This is a genomic window from Lutibacter sp. B1, assembly GCF_012524075.1.
GTDB lineage: Bacteria > Bacteroidota > Bacteroidia > Flavobacteriales > Flavobacteriaceae > Lutibacter.
Window position 1 is genome coordinate 67,456 of sequence record NZ_JAAZUI010000011.1, and the last position, 19,850, is coordinate 87,305.

Sequence of the window (19,850 nt, forward strand, 5' to 3'; positions counted from 1 at the left end):
TGTATTTTTATCCAAAATATTTCATTTTTTTGGCATGAATAAATCTATTTATATTTTCATTCTTTTTCTTTTTACTTACTTCCAAACTTTTGCTCAACACAATCTTTCGAATAGAGCAAGTATTAGCGTTATAACTTGTGGTCCGGGAGAAGAATTATATTCAGCATTTGGGCATAGTGCTTTTAGAGTTTATGATCCTCTTTTAGGGTTAGATAAAATATATAATTATGGAACTTTTGATTTTGATGCACCTAATTTTTATATGAATTTTGCAAAAGGAAAACTAACTTATCAACTTTCCACAACAAGCTTCGATCGTTTTTTATATGCATACAAATATGAAAACCGATGGGTAAAAGCTCAAGTTTTAAATCTAACAAATGTTGACGTTCAGGCTGTTTTTAATTATTTAGAGAGAAATGCGCTACCACAAAATCGTTCTTATCAATACGACTTTTTTTATAACAACTGTGCTACTAAAATTGAAGATGTAATTAAAACTGTATTAAAAAACAGAGTTTCTTTTACAAATGATCATATTAAAACAACCAAATCTCACAGAGAACTTATTGCCGATTATACAGATCAACATTTTAAATGGGGAAAATTTGGAATTGATTTAGCCTTAGGGTCAGTAATTGATGATGAAGCTACAAAAGATGACTATAAATTTTTACCTGATTATATTTTTGAAGCTTTTAACAATGCCACCATCACCAAGGGTATACATAATGAAGCACTGGTTAAAAATGAAGGTTTTATTTTAAAAACACCAAAACAAGTATTAGATTTTAGTTTTCTTCAACCTATCATTGTTTTTTCTATAATTTTATTGCTGATATTTTTTATAACTTATAAAAACTACAAAAAAAACAAACGCACAAAATGGCTTGACTTCAGCTTGTATTTTATCACCGGAATTATTGGAGTAACTGTTTTATTACTATGGTTTGCTTCTTCACACACAGCTACCTACAAAAACTTTAATTTTTTATGGGCTTTTGCACCTAATCTAGTAATCTCATTTTATATGTTCAAAAATAAGTTACCGTCTTTTATTACAAATTACAACAAATTTTTATTGATTTTAATTCTTGTTTTGCTAATAATTTGGGTACTGAAAATTCAGGTTTTTAATATAGCTTTAATACCTATTTTATTAGCATTGGCAGTACGTTATGTATTTTTAATTTCTAAAATTAAACGTTTAAGTACCCCTAAAAAATAGTACCGTACTAATTGTTTTAATCACAATTTTAAAATCTAAAAGAGAACTTCTTTCCTTTATATAATACAAATCGAGCATTAATTTTTTATGCTGATCATCAATAGTACCTGCATATGGGTGCATTACTTGAGCCCATCCTGTTAACCCGGGTTTAATTACGTGTCTAATTGCATAAAAAGGCAATTCTTTTTCTAACTGTTTAACAAATTCCGGGCGTTCCGGGCGTGGACCAATCAAGCTCATGTCTCCTTTAAGTACATTCAAAAACTGCGGAAATTCATCTAAACGTGTTTTTCTTAGAATTCTACCAAAAGATGTAATTCTATCGTCTTTTTTATGAGCCCAAACAGCACCATTTTCCTCAGCATTAGAAACCATACTTCTAAATTTAATAATTGTAAATTCCTTACCTTTCCTACCTACTCTTTTTTGGAAATACAATAGTTCGCCTCTATTTCCAAATAGATTTCCAATAAAAACAATAGGGATTAAAATTGCAAAAAGTAAAATACCGAATATTGAAAACAGTATATCCAAAATTCTCCTAAAAGCAATGTAAAGGTTGTTATTATGGTTTTTACTAAACGTAAAATAATTATAAAACTTTGAATTCAGTTGTTGTTCGGAAATACTGAAAGTCAATTCCTCAATAAAATTATCGGCAGATTTTATAATGATTCCTTTTTCAAAAAGTTCAATTAATTTACTGTTTACTTCATCAGGAATAAAATCAGAAGCATTTGAAGATACAATTATTTCGTTTATATATTCTTTATCAATAATTTCTTCAAAATTGATTTCATCAATATTCAAAATATCAATACCTCTATTTTCTTTAAAAGTTGTTTTCGATATGTAATTGACAATTCTATAAGACTGTTTATCTTTAAGTAATGGAATTATTTTGTTTATATATTCGGGTTCAGTTATCAACAAAATATTCTTTAAAAATAAAGGTGAGTAAATAAGGCTTATATAAATAATCCTATTTAAAAAAATTGCTATAAACAAAGTGAGTGAAAAGTATAAAATTTGAATTCTACTTTCCGGAAATTTCGGTGAAATAATAGGTGTAAAAACGTACAGTAAAGTTGTAAAACCAACCATTAAAACAACATTCTTGAATGTTGAGTATAAATCACTTGCAATTTTTAAATCGTACATTTCAAATACTTGCCCAAAAAATAACAAATAGATTACTAATGTTCCAATCCAAGTTATAATATTTGAGCTCGAAAAATTAAAATATTCAAAATCTAAAAAAGTTCCAACTAAAAACAAACCAAATAATACAAAAATGACATCCAAACTTCGTAAATACAGTTTACGCTCTGATATAGTAAAATTTATGTTATTGGACGACATTTAAACAGAGTTATGTATTTGTTACTTAAATATTCAAAATTATGGTAATTTTTCACATACACATACCCTTTTTTACCAATTTTTTTCATTTCATCTTTAGACTTCAATTGAAATTTTTGAATTCCATGAACAATTGCTTCACCACTTTCAGGTTCTATAATAATACCACATCCAGATATTTCAGCAGGGCTATTTATATTATTAGACGATTCTAATATAGGTTTACCGGCTAACATATAATCAAAGTACTTATTATATGAAACTCCATAATCATATAATTTATTATTGTAGCGCCCCACATAACATACATCAAATAATTTTAATATAGATTGAACCTGATTTTTCTTAATTTTATTAATAAATGTGATATTAGTATTTGTTTTAGTTTGCACTACATACTTTTGTTTTAAATAACCATCGCCAACAATTACGAAATGAACCTGAGAAATTTCTTTCATCATGACTGATGCTTCAATAAAGTATTCCATTGCATTTGCCATTCCTAGTGTTCCGGCATAACCTACAATAAATTTATCACTTGGAATTTGATTTTGAAGATTTTCAGATAAATTCTCATTATCCAAAAGACTTTCATCAATACCATTTGGAATCCAGTTGAACTTTGAAGGATTTCCTGAAATTTTATCTATATAATTATAAGCATTAGGCAATAATGAAACTATTACATCTGCTTTTTTGTATGCAAATTTTTCAAACCAAGCTACAATTTTAATTAAAGGATGTTTTTTTGAATACCCTTTGAGGTATACAGGAGTTAGTGGCCATAAATCTCTAACTTCAAAAATAAGTTTTTCTGCATTAAACCATTTTTTAAAAAAATATCCATTTATTATTGGAAATATTGGCATTGATGAAACAATTAAATAAGATGGTTTACTTAACGTTTTGCTCGAAATAAAAAACACTTTTAATGTGTAAATTATATTGCTCCAAAATTTTCTATAACCACCACCATTATATCTTGGAGTTTTTACCCAACAAAATGTAATATTTTCTTCAACTTCTTCAATAGTAAAAGTTTTTTTTGAAATTTTAGGTTGGTTAATAAACAAATGATTATATGATCCGGAAATTATTTTTACATTATAACCATTATTCACCCAATATTTTGCTAAATAGTAATGGCGTTCACCCCACCCTGAATCTGGTTTACCTGCAGTTTGATTTATAATCCAAATTACTTTCTTATTCATTTTTAAGATGTGAAATTACTGCTTTATATTTTCCATTTTCAGAATTTTCTATAGTAGAAACGTATTCAAATATAATATTTACATCTCCTAATTGATTTTTTATTCTATCAATCATAATTTTTTCTGAACTCGCATCATAAAAATTATCAACTATCAATTTTATATGGATTTCTTCTATTGAATTTTGAATTACCTGCGCCATAATAATTGATTGAATATCAACAAAAATTGCATGAAAACGAACCATTTTCTGCCCTTCTTTCCCAATAATTACATCCTCTATTCTACCTTCAATTTCTTCAATAATTGGCATTTCAAGTCCTGATTTTGATGTTTGATTTTCTGCTAATTTAACTCTATCACCAATTTTATACCTAATTAATGGCTGATCATAATTTAAAAACCCAGTAAAAACAACTTCGCCTATTTCACCATTTTTAACAGGAACACCTTCATTATCAATAACTTCCAAAATTCCAGAATCTGGACTAAACATAAGTTCATTATATTTATTTTCTGAAATTAAACCACAAGCTTCAACTCCACTATAGGCATCAAAAACCTTGCAATTAAAAGCAGTCCCTATCTCAACTCTCATTTTTTTAGTCAGTTTTTCACTTGAAGTTAAAACTGCTAACATATTTGGTACTTTTAACTTTTGCTCATTAATAACCTTAGCTAGTAAATAAATACTTTTTGCATATCCAACCAAATAATTTGGTTTAACTTTAATTATCTCATCTATATATATTTTTGATGATTCATTTGATATATGATATGCAGAAAAATAAGCCTGCTTTTCAACAAAATTGTACCTATGGAATGGCGGTTTTATTTTAGAAGTAACCAAGACTCTTCTTCCCCCAATCATAGCCCTAGACATTTTATGATTTACGCCTGCCCAATTACGCACTCTAACTTCATACAATGCGCTCCACGATTGATGAAATTTTGTACTAAAGTATATTTTTATTGGTGTTCCTGTAGTACCACTACTTGCATAAAATTTACCTTTTTTTCTATTTTCAGATAACAATAACGTTGTCCCATATTTCCGTAGGTCATCTTTTTCTAAAAAAGGTATTTTTTTTAATTTTTCTAAGCTGAAATTCTCAAAGTCATGAAGTTTAAATCCTTTTTTATTGTAAAGTTCTTTATAAAATGGAACAGTTTTAAAAGCATGAATCAATAATTTCTTTAATTCTTTTTCCTGATAAATTTCCCAATCATTCTTTGAAAAACTTTCTCTTAACTTATATTCATTTAATTTTTCTTTAAAAACACCTCCATAACGTCTATTCTTCCAATAAAAACCATATAATGAAATTAAAATATTCTGAATAAAAACAGGACATATCCTATATAATTTTTCCATCATATTAAAACATCTTTCCATTTTTGCCTCACATATTTGACATCAAAAGTTTCAGCTTTTTTTCTAGCATTTATCGAAAGTTTCTTTGTTAAACTCTGGTTCATAATCAAGTTAACAATAGCGTCTTTAAAAACCGTTTCATTATTAGGTTCAACTAAAATTCCATCTACATTATTTTCGATTAAAAAAGGTAATCCTCCAACATTTGTAGAAACAACCGGCATACCTAAAGCCATTGCTTCAATTACACTAACAGGTAAATTATCTATGTTTGTTGTATTTATAAAAATATCATACTTTTTAGATAATTTATGCCATTGTTCTTTAGGTAAAACTCCCGTAAAAATAATATTTTTTTCAAGATTGAATTCATTAACCATTTTTTTTACTTTTTTTAAAGATCCATCTTTATCGGGTCCAACCATACATAAACTTATATTATTAAATTCTAATTTTAACAATAATAAAACTTTTATTGCCAATAATGGGTTATAGGTTTTATCAAATGCTCTAACCCAAAGCAATTTTGGATGTATATTTTCTCGAACCATAAAATTATATTCATTTAAAGATATAGCGTTTGGAATATAATTAACCGAAAATCCATGCTCTTCAAATTCTTCATATAAATATTTTGAAGGAGTAATATTTATGTGAGAATTAGAGAAAATTAATTTTGAAAAATAAGCAGATTTATTTAGCCTTAGCGGTAAATTACCTCCATGTAAAATTGGTACATATTTAATTGAAAATAATTTTGCCAATTGTGAAGTAATTAAAGCATAATAAAAATTTAATGTACTAAATGTATCTATTAAAATATAGTCTACTTTTTTTTTGTTTCTTATAATGCTAAAACACATATCTAATAAGCGTATTAATTTATTAGATTTATTTGAAGAACAAATTACCGAAAAACCTTCATCAATTAAAATAGCAGTCAATGTGACCATACTAGAATGATATTGTGATTTTTTTGTAAAATTATTACCTATGTATAATATTTTCTTCATTAAAATTAATTATAATTAAACTTAACCCATATATAAAACCGGGAAAAGCAATACGCATAGCAGAATGATTAATAGTTAGAAACCAGAAAATTAAAAAAGCACTTAAAAAAGATCTTGCTAAAAACGACTGACTTAAAATGTTTTTTATTGGAATTACAATTAATATCACCAAAATAATTATACCAATCATACCATGTTCTCCCAATAACCTACTTAACTCATTATGTGAAGCAGCTTCAATACTATATTCTTCTAATCTGTAAAACTTGGAACCTCCAACACCTATTCCAAAAAAAGGGTGTTCAAAAAAAGCATCCAACTCGCTTTTAAATAATTCAACTCTACCTGTTGTAACATCTTTTTTAGTAACTCCTACTGCATTTTTATTAGTATATCGGTTTGTTAACATACCTCCTGTTACATTTGAAGTATAGGCCCATAATGCCACTCCAAATAAACTTATTAAACCAATATATTTTACCAAATTTTTTATTCTATCTTTTGTTGAAATAATATAGAAACCTGAAAATACAGCTATTGCAATAAGTGAGGTTATCATACCTCCACGTGACATAGTAATTAAACCTCTAAATATTATATAAGAGAATATCAATAAATCAACCATGAGTAGCCAAAATATTCTTTTTTTTAAAAGTAAATGAACTGCAAAAACAAATACTCCAACTCCTAATATCGTAGCAACTTGATTTGGTCCATATCCACCCGAAGCTACAAAACTAGCATTAGTATTAAAAACAATTTCTTCAAAATTTGGGGTTTTAAAATATAAATAACATAACATTGAAATAATAGGTAAAACCATAAAAAACAAAATATCTAATAAAAAATTTATAGAGATTCTTCTTTTATAGAAATATATTGCTGAAACTCCTAATAACACAGGTCCGCTTAAGTTAAAAGCAATAGCTTTTCTGATAGATTCATTAAAAGGAATATCAACAAACGATATCCCAATTAACAATAATAAAATATAGATTAGATAACTTACAGAAACATGATGTCTTCTGTCTTCAACATAAAGTCCTACAGCCAAAAACAGTAAAACTGAATACTTTGGAAGTTCATAAAAAAACATTCCGCCAGACATTCTAAAAAGCACTTCACCTCCAACCATATAAGCACTCCACAAAACAGCTTGATTATTCTTATTTTTAGAGCTAACTATAAATAAAACACCAAAAGCAACTATTAAAGTAGAATAAATTTTAGATACACTACCAAACAATAAAAAAATACCTAAAGCTAAATGCATTAGAGTTAAAAACAAACGCCTATTTTCTGAAATTCCAATCAATTGTATATAGATATAAGTTTATTTATATAGTTATTTTTAGAATAGTTATTTATAATCCTTTTATTTAATTTTGTTCCAAATTGAATTCTTTTATTATTATTCTTTATTAAAAAATCAATTGCTTCAGCTAATTGGAACTCATTTTTAGGCTTAACTACTAAACCGCTATCATTATTTACTACTACTTTATCACAATCTCCTACATTTGTAACAACTACAGGTAATTTACTAAGTCCATATTCTAATAAAGAAACGGGTAAACCTTCAGATTTTGAAGATAACACTCCTATAGTTGATTGTTTTAATATAAATTCAACATCACTACAACTTCCATACAAAAATACATGATTACCCAGATTATTTGATTTGATAAAATTTTTAATTTTTTCAGAATATTCATCATTAAAATCAGCCCCTACTAAATGCAATGTCCACTCGTTATGTCTTTGCTGAACAATTTTAAATGCTCTTAATAAATTTAAATGGTCTTTTTCTTCCCGTAAATTTGCCAAACAAATAATTCTATGTTGATTAACTCCTTTTAATTCTTTGGTCTGATTAACTTTTATATCTAACGAAGCAAAATTTGGTATATAACTATTTTTTTTTGAATTTAAGTTTTTACACGACCAAATATGCAAATTTTCATTTACTGAAATTATTTCTTGAAAAAAAAATGAAACTACTTTAAGTATTGTTGCTTTTTCAAACGACATATTTAAATTATTTCCATAGTGATTATGCCAAATAATTTTAATTTTAGGATTAATTAATTTAACCAAAAATGCAATAAAATATGATGTAGAATGTGCGTGAATAAGCTTTATATCATTTTTTTTTAAATACGAATTCAACTTTTTTATTGCCTTCATATCTAAAACTCTCTTTTTATTCAAAAATAAATAACCAACATTCGTATTAACTTTTAACTTTAAATTTCCTTCTAATCTAGTTGCACAAATATGAGAATTAACACCTCTTTCAGCTAAGGCATTGGCTATATTTACTGCCATCATTTCAGCACCACCGGGATTCAATGAATCTATAAGTTGTATTACTTTAAGTGTTTTAATAGCTTTATTATTATTTGTTAATATATTTAAATCTAATTTAGCTTTTCATTTTACAAACATTGGATGACAATTGTATTAAAAATAAAATTACCTTTCTAATGGATAAGCAACTTTTCAATTTCTTTTTCAAACTTTTCAATAGTATAATGTTGTGACCATTCCACAGCATTTTCTGAATGTTTTTTATAGAGTTCCTCCGTTGTTAGGTACTTTTCAATTAAAGAGATAATATCATCAATATTGGGATTTACAACAGTTCCTCTATTTCCGTTTCCAACCATAAATGGAATACATGAAACATTACTTGTTATTGGCACACATCCCCAAAACATAGCTTCTGCAACAACTTTAGGCCAACCTTCTGAAGCTGAAACAAATAATAAAAAATGGGCTTGTTGGTATGCTTTTTTAATTTGTTCTTTATCAACATTACCAAATAAAAAAACCTCTTTTTGCAGGTCATTATCTACAATATATTTTTCTATTACAGAACGCTCCTCTCCTTCACCATAAATCTGTAATTTAACATTATACCCTTTACTTTTTAATTTATGAATTGTTTTTACACTTAACATTGGTTTCTTTCCTTTACTTAATGCTCCAACAAACAAAAATTTAATCTCATTTAAAAAGTCTTTTTGATTAATTGATATACATTCATTTTTGGAATAAGTTGCAGTAAAAAAAGGAACTATATTTTTACTTTGATTTTTCCACTCACCATAAACCAAAACTTTAACATTTTTAGTTAAAAATGTATTGCTTAAAATCAACTTTTGTAGCTTATAACTTAGAGGTTGTTTACTTTTAGGATCCCAATTTCCGGCATATTTTACTGTTTTGGGTTTATTTGGAAATAAAATCTGAACAAAACAGCCAATAAGACCTATATTTCCTGGACAACGTAAATGAATATGATCTGCCCATCTCATTGCTTTAAATATTTTGAAAATAATATTTGGAATTACTATAACAGAACGTAAGCTATTTTTTAATGAAAGGATATTAAATGAGGGTATCTTTTCAAAAGTTAATGAATTATGATTATAAGTTGTATCAATTTCAAAAGGCAATATTAAACTTATTGGTGCTACAATTTTAACTTCATCAACAAATTTTAACCATAAATTCATCTCCCTAACATAGGGTTCATACGCAATCCATTTATTATCTTTAAATTTATGTTCAACATGTGTAATTATGGCAAATTTCATTGTTTTAATTTTGGTGTATTAAAAAATAAAGATAACCATCCTACAAATCTACCCAAACTTTCTGTAAATGCTTGCTTTTTTTGATTTCCTGATAAACTATTCCAAAATCGAATTTTCATTAGAACTAGTATATTTAAATGAAATCTAAGCCTGGATTCAAAAGAAGGCTTTGGATATTTCACTCTCCAAACATACCAGCCATTCCGTACAACCATTTTCCCATATAAAAACTTATTGGGTCTTCCGCTTTCTTCATGATGATGTTCTAATTTTGCTGACGTATTTACATAGAGTTTACCAATTTTTGAAGCTCTTAAACAAAAATCTAAATCTTCATATAAGCCATAACCTTCAAAATAGGTAGAAAATTGAATTTTTTGAAATAATTCTTTCTTAAAAGATGATACACCACCCATAAAAAATTCTACATTATATATTTTATTAGAAGGCGGCAAATAACTGATAGATCTTCCATGTGAAAACTTGGGCATAAAACCCGGAGGTGTTTCATCAATAAGACCCAACTTTTTACGTAATTCGAATCTTGTTCCTTCTTCCCTACTAAAACCATCAATACAAAACTGATTTTTTGAACATACTAAATTCAATAAAGGTTTCCAATCGACTTCATTCATAATATATCCACCAACACCAATCGCCTTTGGAAATTTTTCATAGGTAGCTATAAGTTTTTCAAAATATGTTGGTGCTAAAATTGTATCATCATCTAAAAAACAAATTATTTCTGAGGTTTCACTTACTTTTGAAATACCAAAATTTCGTTGTTTAGTTAAACCTCTATTTTTATCATCAACTTTAAAATATTTTAAATTTTTACACCTATGTTTTTTTAAAATATTTTGAGTCTCATTATTGAAAGAACCATCAATTATCAAAATTTCATCAGGATATAAAGTTTGCTGTTTGACTGATTTTGACAACTTGATTATAGCATCTGGACGCTGATATGTACAAATAATTAAACTAAACTCCATTTTATATATTTTAATTACTTATATCGAACACCTAAATCAATTAATCTTTTGGCATATTTTAACGATTCACTAAACTGAATTTGTTTGTAAGGATATTTAAACAAACGTAACAGAAAACCTTTTTTTGAACCTTTGAAAAGATATAAAAAAAAATGTTTTACCCTCCACTCTTTCACCTGTTTTGTAGTGAAATGCTTTAAAATTCCATAAGAAATTGTTGGACTTGGCACCGGTCTTATAAATTTTACCGGTTTATCTAATTCCCAAGGTTGTTTTTTTCTCTTTTTCCCTAAAACTTTAGATTGTGCTCCCCACCATCTGTAACCTCCAACAGGAGGTTTTAAATGTAAATTTACTGAATAAGGATTATATAAAACTACTGCTCCGCTTTTCAGTAGAGTCAAACCAAAATCTCCATCTTCACCATAACCACCATCAAAATTAATATCGTTTCCTGTTATTTTTGTAACCCATTCTTTTTTAACACATGAATTTGCATTATTGAAATTTTGACTTGCACCAACCTTCCAACGTTTTTTACCTAGTTTAATTAGCTTTTTCTTTAAATCAGATAAATCTTGATTAGCAGTTTTGGCCATAATATCCAATCCATTACACGCATCGGCATTATAAGTTTGTAATAATTTAATATGGTTTTCTACAAAATCCGGTAAAATTCGAATATCATCATCTGCAAAAATTATATAATCACCTGTACATAGTTCAATAGCTTCATTTCTGGCTCGGCAACTCCCTTTGCTGGTTTGCCATTTTACATCTATTTTAAAATTAAAATCTTGTTGCCTATAATATTTGGAATCTCTTTCAGACTCAGGTGTAGCGTCAACAATAACAGCCTGAGTTATAGTGTATGTTTGGTTTTTATGATCTTCTAATAATAACTGAGTATATTTTTGCCTACGCATTGTAGGTATTATTAAACTAACTGTTGGCTTTCCTTCAATAGATTTTAATTCTCTTGGAGAAACAGAATTTACTTTTTTATACCTATAATTTTTCTTTGCAAATTTATAAGCTCTAAATTCAGAAATAGAATTAAAAATACCTTTTCTATACATCATATATAAGCTATGGTGTGGCTTAACATGCTTTCTATAAAAAAGATATCTATCATTTTTTGAAATTGAAATTATATTTTTTTCAGATTTAAATAAATTTTTAACATATAAAGGCACTCCTGATTGAATCCTTAATAAGTTATATCCCAAATCAAGACCTTTCATTGAATCAGATTCATACATTTCATCAAAACCTCCTAAATTTTCCCAAACAGATTTTCTAACCACAAAACTCTCAGGATTTACTCGCCAGGAAATTGAAGTTGATACATTCTCAAAATCGTTTAAATACCACCAATAAACAGCTGTTTGATAAACAATATCCTGAAAAGCATTTTTATATCCTTGATCTAAAGAACTGTGCCAAAGATCTCCTGGTCCATCTACTAAGTCATCTAATATGGTAAAATTCGGGGTTCCTGTAAAAAGTAAAAGTTCTCCTTGTTTTGTTTTGTATTCTTTAAGGTTTTTCATTTATAATTTTAGCGAAATAGTCTATGTTTTTTTTAACAATAACTTTCTGTGAAAACTTTTCGTAAATTCTTTTTTTAGCACTTTTCCCAAATTTACTATTTAATTCCGAATCATTTAATAATTTGAGTATTTTTGAAGCATATTCTTTATGATTTTTAGGATCTTCCATAAATCCGGTTTCTCCGTTAATCATTAGCTCGTTTGCCCAACCAATATTGGAAGTGACTAATGCTTTACCCATAGCCATAGCTTCTAACCAAGTCATTGGAAATGCTTCAGCAAAACTAGGTAACACAACTACACTTGCTTTTGCTATATGCAATTTTATTTCATTATAAGGAACTTCCGGAATATATTCAACTTGTTTTTTTGCTTGTTCAGATAACAACTTAAAAAAAAGTTGAGAGGTTGATTCATTTTCCAAACTATCAACTACATCTTTACCAATAAGTTTTAATTTTACTTGTGGCTTTTGTTTAACCACTTCATTAAAAATACCTGCTAGTTCTAAAAGTCCCTTTTTTCGTATCATACTCCCAAAATATAACAAAGTATCTTTTTCATAAGTACCACTATCAGCAATAAATTTATTTACATCAATACCATTATAAATAACTTTGATTTCATTTTTTAAATTAAATAATTCTTTAGTTAAATGAGCTGTAAATTTGCTTACAGCAACAAGTTTATCCGCCGATTTTAAAGCTATTTTTTCAAAATAAAAATTCTTTAATTTCTGCTTTCTGTTTTCTAAATGACAGAAATACGTATCACTTCCATGTAACCTAATTACCAAAGGAACTTGAAACTTCATCAAAGCAGTAATTCCTGTCCAGTCAGGAGCTTCAATTACTTGTATGCTATTCTTTTGAATTGTGTCATTTATATATTTTTCAATTTCTTTTCTATACAAATACCAACTTAATACAGGATATTTTTTAAAAGCTATTGTATGAATTTCAACACCTTCGTCTGTAAAAACTTCATTATTAGTTTGACTATAGACAAATACAGTAACCTTATGATAATTTTTTACTAATGCTATAGCCAAATTTTTTATACTGGTGCCTAGTCCTGCAGTATTTTTAATTTTAGGATGTGGATATTCAGGTGTTAAAAAAGCGATGTGCATTATATTATCGTATTTATTTCATCCCAAATTCTTTCTGAAACTGAATAGGCAGGTTCCTTATTGATAATTTTAAACCAATCTTTAGCAGTTTTAACAATTTTATCAGAATCATTTAAAACGTTTTTTATTACTGTTATTATTTCATGTTTACTGTTAATCCAAAAAACCACACTTTGTGAAGGCATTGAATTAAAATGTATGTAATTATATATTTTATTAATATCCCAATTATTTATGTTTCCCCTAGATGAATTGTAATTAAAATAAATACAAGGTTTATTGAAACAAACGTAATCAAACACCATTGATGAACCTACATTTATAACCAACTCACTATGATAGATAGTGTTAATTAAAATAGTATAATCATTTAGTGTAGGCATAATAGTATTCCATACATCACCCATTTTTCTCCAATCAGGATTTATTGAAATAATTAAATCAGAATACTTTGAAAGAACTTCATCAAATCTATTTGACATATCAACAGGACATCTTCTAAAAATAATTCCCAAATTAAAACCTTTGCTGTTTAATTCAATAATTGCTTCTGCAATATCTCTTAAATAAAATTGATCATACGGTGATGTAGTTTTATCATCTCCAGAAAAACAAATGTATTTCTTATCCAAATCTAAATTATATTTTGAATAAAAATTTTCTTTTGTAACTAGTAATTCTTTATTAAAATGAGGTTCAAACTGAGGTGTTCCAACTACCTTAACCTTATTCTTACTTATGAATGGATAATATTTCAATAACTCATCCTTCATATAATCACTCCAAACAAAATAATAATCAGTTTCAACAACCATTGTTGCTTTCGGTAAATTATCCCAAGAAAATATAAACGTAGCTGTTGGAATATTTAAGTCTTGTGCCGCCAATAATGGCGCTATTGCCTGTGTAGGTCTTTGATTTGTACAAAAAACAAATTTGGGTTTATATTTTTCCAATTGTGATTTACAATACGTGTATTTTAAATTTTTCCGCTCTAACTTTTTGATTTTCTTTTTAACAAATTTTAATCCTTTTTGATTGGAACAGCACAACACCAACAAATCAACAAACAAACTTTTAAATAAATTTTTAATTCCATTGTACGATTGTGGGAAATTATATGATTTATAAACTTTGCTTTTAAATTTTTTTTGAAACAAATTCAATTCAATTCTTTTTCTAGCCCTTGAAAATATTGTAGTAAAAGGATGCAAACTACTGTTCTCTATTTTTAGTTCATTATAACCAAATTCTTTATTTATAGAGAAAACAGTATTATTCCAATAGGTAATGCCAAAATTATTCTGTTCCCCTTTTTGCTTAAATTTGGTGAAAGCAAAATTTCTTAAACCAATACCATCAGGCAATAAAATAAATATTTTTTTTTTCTTATGCATTAAAATCCTTGAATTGTTTTTGATGATTCATACTCCAAAGTTCTTTTGATTTTAAACTCTCCATAAATTTTACAGCACTACTTCCATTTCCAAACTTTTTAGCAACAGTTTCCTTTACCGGATTTGTATTAATAGCTTTCAAAATTTCATTAACTCCATACCCTGTATTAACTATATGAGAATGAAATGATCTGTTTTCCTGACGTGTACCAATATTAATAGTTGGAATTCCATAATACGGTGCTTCTCTTATACCAGCACTTGAATTTCCTATGATAAAATCAGCATTCTTTAATAAGGTTAAAAAATACTCAAAGCGAATTGAAGGAAAAACCCTAAAATTCTTATTGCCTGAAAAGTTTTCATAAGCTGAAAAAATAGTACTACTTCCTAAATCATTATTCGGATAAATTACCACATATTTTTTTTCCGAATTAATCAAAGCTTCCGCAAAATTTTCAGCATATTGTTTCATATACTTAATTTCAGTAGTAACCGGATGAAGCATTGCTATAGCATAGTTTTCAAAAGGAATTTCATAATATTTTTTTACTTCTTTCAGGGAAGGCAATTGATTTGAAAACATGATATCAACATCGGGTGATCCAATTATTTTTATCGACGCTTCCAATTCCCCCATTTGCAACAATCTTTCTTTAGCCTCTTTATTAGCCACGAAATGAATATGACTTAATTTACTGATGGAATGACGTATTAACTCATCTATAGTTCCTGAAAGTTCACCACCTTCAATATGTGCCACTAAAATATTGTTTAGACTCCCCACAATAGCTCCAGCCATGGCTTCAGCCCTATCACCATGAACAACTATTAAATCCGGATTTATTTTTTTAACATACGCAGAAAAACCCTCAATTGTTTTTGCCAATGTCAAATCCATACTTGTTTCGTGTGTATAATTCTTAAATGTGGAAATATTCTTGAATCCGCTTTTTTCAACTTCAATCAACGTGTAACCATATTGTTGCAACATATGCATTCCTGTAACAAATATATATGGTTCAATCTGATGATGATTTTGAAGAATTTGAATCAATGATTTTAATTTTCCAAAATCGGCTCGTGTTCCGGTTAAAAAAATTATTTTTTTCTTACTCAATGTCTTTCCAGGTTAGTTGAATGTCACTATCTAAATTTTGAGTTGCTTTTTTTCCTATAATAGTGTTGAAATGTTCAGCTAAAATTTCACCTGTACCAGGACGCTTTACCCAAATATTTTCCTTAGTAAAAATAGCACCTTTTTTTATAGGTGCAATGGAACAAACAGTAGCAAATGCAAAATCAATGGTAACCTGCTCTTCTTCGGCCGGTTTTTTAGTTCCACCTCTCATTTGCCAAATTAACTTTGAACCCTCAATCAACTCTTTACAGGCCTTTTCATCCATAGAACATACAATATCAGGTCCTGTACGATTCATATGGTCAGTAAAATGGCGTTCTAAAATACTTGCACCTAAAGCAACAGCCCCAAAACACGCGTGGTTACTTGTAGTATGATCGGAAAGACCGAAAACCAATTCAGGAAATACCTCATGCAATTCTTTCATTGCACCATATCGTACCAATTCCGGTGGTGTTGGATATAGATTGGTTGTATGTAAAATTGCTACAGGAACGTTTTTTTGTTTAAAAATAAAAACTGCTTTTTTTACACTTTCAACAGTATTCATTCCGGTACTTAAAATAACAGGTTTACCAAATTCAGCTATATGCTCTAATAACGGATAGTTGTTACATTCTCCAGAACCTATTTTATATGCACAAACATTCATTTTATGCAATCTGTTGGCAGCTGCTCTGGAAAAAGGTGTTGAAATAAACAACATTCCCTTGCATTCAACATATTCTTTCAATTTCAACTCTTCCTCTTCATTTAAAGAACAACGTTTCATAATTTCATAAATTGAAACCGAAGCATTTCCCGGAATGACCTTTTTAGCTGCACCGGTCATCTCATCATCAACTATATGGGTTTGGTGCTTTATAACTTCAACCCCTGCTCTTTTGGCGGCATCTACCATTTCAAAGGCTGTTTGTAAAGAACCTTCGTGGTTAATACCAATTTCAGCAATAACCAACGGAGGAAAATCAGCTCCTATTTTTCTACCACAAATATTTATGTGTTTTTTCATTTAATTTTATAAATTCTGATTTTATTTTTAATAAAAGTTAATACCTTTTGGTTAAACCAAAATAATATCATTCTGAATGAAGGTTCAATAAAGATAAGCTGTCCTCCTCCAATATAATGATTTGTGTTACTACCGCCATGGGCATAAGGCTTATTTTTCTTGAGAGTTATTATATTTACATATCTACTTTTAGGGAAAATTTTTAAAATAGCTTCTGTTTGATTTTTTCTGGCACCTTCAATAAATATAATAGTCTGTTTTTTACAATAATTTTTTATACTATTTAAATTTTTATCATATCCGTCAATAATAATAAGATCAAACTTCAAATTTTCAATTTTATTTAAATCTGAGTAAATTTTAAGCTTTTCATAATAAGCGACATTTTTTTTTAAAGAATTCAAACAAAAATCATTTTGTTCTGTTCCAAAATATTCTATTTTTTTATTTTCATTTTTAGAATATTTTAAGACAGAATCTGAAATTGAACCAATTCCTAAACCCAACTCTAATATATTTTTTACATCAAATTTTTGAATTATTTTTAAAATACTTTCTATTGCAAATTCACTCGCAATATAATCGCTACCTTCAAACTCACAAAATCTCTTATAATTTTGTACTGATAATTCTTTATAATTCATTTTTTATTTATTAAAAATTTTGCATATTCTAAATCATCTTCTGTATCAATATCAACTGTTGCAAATGGATGATTAACAATAAACGGATAATTATTCTCTCCTAAAATTTCTCCTCTTAATATAAGCTCCGCTTTTGTTATATACAACAATCCGTTTTCATAATACAATGGTTCTAAATCCTGACTTCGTTGTCCCATTTTATATGTATAGGGAACAAAATTGTTATTGATTATTTTACCCAATTTTTTAGTGCTTTCTGTAACAGTCATTAAACTATCATAATTTCCTTTTTCAAAAATATTCAAAGCATCAAAAAGTAATTTTTTTGGACGTAATGGATTTGTTGGTTGTAATAAAATAACATTCTCATAGGAATTTTCCATAGATTCCAACACATGCTTTAGCGTTAATACCGTTGGAGAATCATCGACTGCTAATTCATAGGGTCTATCCACTACTTCAGCACCATAGTCTATTGATATAGCTTTTATTTCAGAATCATCAGTACTTACAATTATTTTTTCAATCCCATTAGTCTCTGCATATTTTATACTATGAACTATAAGTGGAATACCACCAAATAACAAGGTGTTTTTTTTAGGTAATCTTTTAGAATTGCCTCTTGCCGGTATTATCGCTATATTTTTGAACTTTTTCAACTATGCCTTTTTAATAACTATTTTATCAAAACATTTATTTTAAAATTTACTTTAAAATAAATATAAACAAATATAAATCTATATTTATATTCTTTAATCACACATTTTAGTAAAATTTAAACAAATGGACACACTTTCATTAGTCCGACTTTCAATTTTTCTACTGTTTCTTTTTTAGGGAGACTTTGATAGGTTACAAATAAGGATTCAAATTGCTCCAATATTAATAATTCTTCTGTTATTGTTGGTATATAAGGTACTAATTCAACAGATTCAAAATAATCCTGGAATTTAATTCCGTCTCCAAATAGTTTATTCGAAAACTGAACCCAAACAGCTGGTATTCTATAGGCGTGAGAAACAATTAGTCCATGTAATGATGACGAAACAATACGTTCACATTGCAACAATAAATCAGTAACATCTTCAGCATTATTTGTCATTAAGTCTATAACAACATAATCTTTTTGGCTTTTATACAATTTTGAAACTTCCTTATAATCGTTATAATGAGGTATAATTCCAAACCTAAATTTTTTTTCCAAAACAGGATTATAAAACTCCGGCAATAACAAGGCAGGATCTCCATATACTTCAGGAACATCATAACCCTGATCAATTAAATATTGACGGGTTTTAGGTCCTCTAACGGCTAAAAATGTTGCTTTTTTTATAGGATATTCTTTCGATATAATTCCGCTTCCCCATATAATACAATTCTCAGTTATGTGCATTAATACACTTCCTATAGTAACATAAATGGGTTGAAAATAATTTAAAAGTGAAAAGTGTTTTGGAAAAACCCATACAACCTTTTTTTGCGAAATTTTTTCAACAATGTATTTCCCAAGCACATCTCCGTAATTTTCTTTCTTCTTGTGCATCATTTTAATCTCATTCCACCAAAATAAGCGGATTGTGTTTTTATTAAACAGCATAAATGTCAAGTAAGTTTTTTTAAATTAAAAATAGTTTGCCCTCTCCAGTCTTCCATATTTAATACTTTGTAATTGTTTTTTCTAAATATGTCTACTAATTCATCTTTCGTATAATCACTCAACCAACCATGTGATAATCTATCATATTTACAAATATCACTACAGGCGTATGACATTACTATATGAGAAATAAAAGGTTGCAATTGTTCAAATACCTTATCAATATCGTACACATATTCTAAAACTCCACTAAAAATTTCAGTATTATACCTGGATAATTCAAACATTATTGAATTATTCAAATCACATAAAACAGTTTCTTTACTTCTTTTTACAATATCAGAAGGTGTATAGGTAGAATTCTGAGGAAGCATTTCTTTTAAACTCATGTTTCCTGCGCCAAACTCAATAACTTTCTCATTTGGCATTATATAAAAAGCAATTTTTTCAGTTCTAGTGTTCCAATCTTCATATAATTCATTATCATTTTTCCATCTATTAACATCGCTAAGCTTTTTGTTTTTCAGTAATATTGTGGTTTTTTTTGAGTTTCAAAACGTTCTAATTCTTTCTTCCTTTTTT

Annotated in this window: 18 protein-coding genes; 1 reads left to right on the top strand and 17 read right to left on the bottom strand. The window is 27.8% G+C overall.

Going from position 1 to position 19,850, the window contains the following annotated elements; translation table 11 throughout:
* Positions 1 to 34 precede the first annotated feature (34 nt).
* Positions 35 to 1,228, top strand: coding sequence for a DUF4105 domain-containing protein (locus tag HGB55_RS08120; RefSeq protein ID WP_168816393.1), 1,194 nt, complete (start codon positions 35 to 37; stop codon positions 1,226 to 1,228).
* Here the strand turns inward: HGB55_RS08120 and HGB55_RS08125 are convergent.
* From HGB55_RS08125 to HGB55_RS08205, 17 genes are all read right to left on the bottom strand, one after another.
* Positions 1,208 to 2,593, bottom strand: a complete 1,386-nt coding sequence (locus HGB55_RS08125; protein WP_168816394.1) for an exopolysaccharide biosynthesis polyprenyl glycosylphosphotransferase — start codon at positions 2,591 to 2,593, stop codon at positions 1,208 to 1,210. The genes HGB55_RS08120 and HGB55_RS08125 overlap by 21 nt on opposite strands.
* A complete protein-coding gene (locus HGB55_RS08130; RefSeq protein WP_168816395.1) occupies positions 2,575 to 3,807 on the bottom strand; it encodes a glycosyltransferase family 4 protein in 1,233 nt (410 codons plus the stop codon). The genes HGB55_RS08125 and HGB55_RS08130 overlap by 19 nt, the downstream gene beginning before the upstream one ends.
* Positions 3,800 to 5,203, bottom strand: a complete 1,404-nt coding sequence (locus tag HGB55_RS08135; protein ID WP_168816396.1) for a phenylacetate--CoA ligase family protein — start codon at positions 5,201 to 5,203, stop codon at positions 3,800 to 3,802. Before HGB55_RS08135 ends, HGB55_RS08130 begins: the two co-directional genes overlap by 8 nt.
* A complete protein-coding gene (locus tag HGB55_RS08140; RefSeq protein WP_168816397.1) occupies positions 5,182 to 6,195 on the bottom strand; it encodes a glycosyltransferase family 4 protein in 1,014 nt (337 codons plus the stop codon). The genes HGB55_RS08135 and HGB55_RS08140 overlap by 22 nt, the downstream gene beginning before the upstream one ends.
* Positions 6,170 to 7,468, bottom strand: coding sequence for an O-antigen ligase family protein (locus tag HGB55_RS08145; protein WP_168816398.1), 1,299 nt, complete (start codon positions 7,466 to 7,468; stop codon positions 6,170 to 6,172). Before HGB55_RS08145 ends, HGB55_RS08140 begins: the two co-directional genes overlap by 26 nt.
* A gap of 38 nt (positions 7,469 to 7,506) precedes the next feature.
* Positions 7,507 to 8,547, bottom strand: a complete 1,041-nt coding sequence (locus HGB55_RS08150; protein WP_247649193.1) for a glycosyltransferase family 4 protein — start codon at positions 8,545 to 8,547, stop codon at positions 7,507 to 7,509.
* A 131-nt stretch (positions 8,548 to 8,678) separates the two neighbouring features.
* Positions 8,679 to 9,797 (bottom strand): glycosyltransferase family 4 protein, encoded by a 1,119-nt coding sequence (locus tag HGB55_RS08155; RefSeq protein ID WP_168816399.1) that lies wholly within the window; start codon positions 9,795 to 9,797, stop codon positions 8,679 to 8,681.
* Positions 9,794 to 10,792, bottom strand: a complete 999-nt coding sequence (locus tag HGB55_RS08160) for a glycosyltransferase family 2 protein (protein ID WP_168816400.1) — start codon at positions 10,790 to 10,792, stop codon at positions 9,794 to 9,796. Before HGB55_RS08160 ends, HGB55_RS08155 begins: the two co-directional genes overlap by 4 nt.
* Positions 10,793 to 10,806: 14 nt before the next feature.
* A complete protein-coding gene (locus HGB55_RS08165; RefSeq protein ID WP_168816401.1) occupies positions 10,807 to 12,345 on the bottom strand; it encodes a glycosyltransferase family 2 protein in 1,539 nt (512 codons plus the stop codon).
* The gene (locus tag HGB55_RS08170) at positions 12,332 to 13,477 is read right to left on the bottom strand and encodes a glycosyltransferase family 4 protein (protein WP_168816402.1); all 1,146 of its coding nucleotides are present in this window, start codon (positions 13,475 to 13,477) and stop codon (positions 12,332 to 12,334) included. Before HGB55_RS08170 ends, HGB55_RS08165 begins: the two co-directional genes overlap by 14 nt.
* On the bottom strand, positions 13,477 to 14,874 hold the full coding sequence (locus HGB55_RS08175) for a UDP-glycosyltransferase (protein ID WP_168816403.1): 1,398 nt from the start codon (positions 14,872 to 14,874) through the stop codon (positions 13,477 to 13,479). The genes HGB55_RS08170 and HGB55_RS08175 overlap by 1 nt, the downstream gene beginning before the upstream one ends.
* On the bottom strand, positions 14,867 to 15,994 hold the full coding sequence (gene neuC / locus HGB55_RS08180) for a UDP-N-acetylglucosamine 2-epimerase (RefSeq protein WP_168816404.1): 1,128 nt from the start codon (positions 15,992 to 15,994) through the stop codon (positions 14,867 to 14,869). Before neuC ends, HGB55_RS08175 begins: the two co-directional genes overlap by 8 nt.
* Positions 15,987 to 17,027 (bottom strand): N-acetylneuraminate synthase family protein, encoded by a 1,041-nt coding sequence (locus HGB55_RS08185; protein WP_168816405.1) that lies wholly within the window; start codon positions 17,025 to 17,027, stop codon positions 15,987 to 15,989. The genes neuC and HGB55_RS08185 overlap by 8 nt, the downstream gene beginning before the upstream one ends.
* Positions 17,024 to 17,671: a hypothetical protein gene (locus tag HGB55_RS08190; RefSeq protein ID WP_168816406.1), complete on the bottom strand. Its 648-nt coding sequence runs from the start codon at positions 17,669 to 17,671 to the stop codon at positions 17,024 to 17,026. The genes HGB55_RS08185 and HGB55_RS08190 overlap by 4 nt, the downstream gene beginning before the upstream one ends.
* Positions 17,668 to 18,330, bottom strand: a complete 663-nt coding sequence (locus HGB55_RS08195) for a cytidylyltransferase domain-containing protein (RefSeq protein ID WP_168816407.1) — start codon at positions 18,328 to 18,330, stop codon at positions 17,668 to 17,670. Before HGB55_RS08195 ends, HGB55_RS08190 begins: the two co-directional genes overlap by 4 nt.
* A 116-nt stretch (positions 18,331 to 18,446) precedes the next feature.
* A complete protein-coding gene (locus HGB55_RS08200; protein WP_247649194.1) occupies positions 18,447 to 19,268 on the bottom strand; it encodes a polysaccharide pyruvyl transferase family protein in 822 nt (273 codons plus the stop codon).
* Positions 19,269 to 19,273: 5 nt separating this feature from the next.
* A complete protein-coding gene (locus HGB55_RS08205) occupies positions 19,274 to 19,696 on the bottom strand; it encodes a class I SAM-dependent methyltransferase (RefSeq protein WP_168816408.1) in 423 nt (140 codons plus the stop codon).
* Between the last annotated feature and the right edge of the window lie 154 nt (positions 19,697 to 19,850).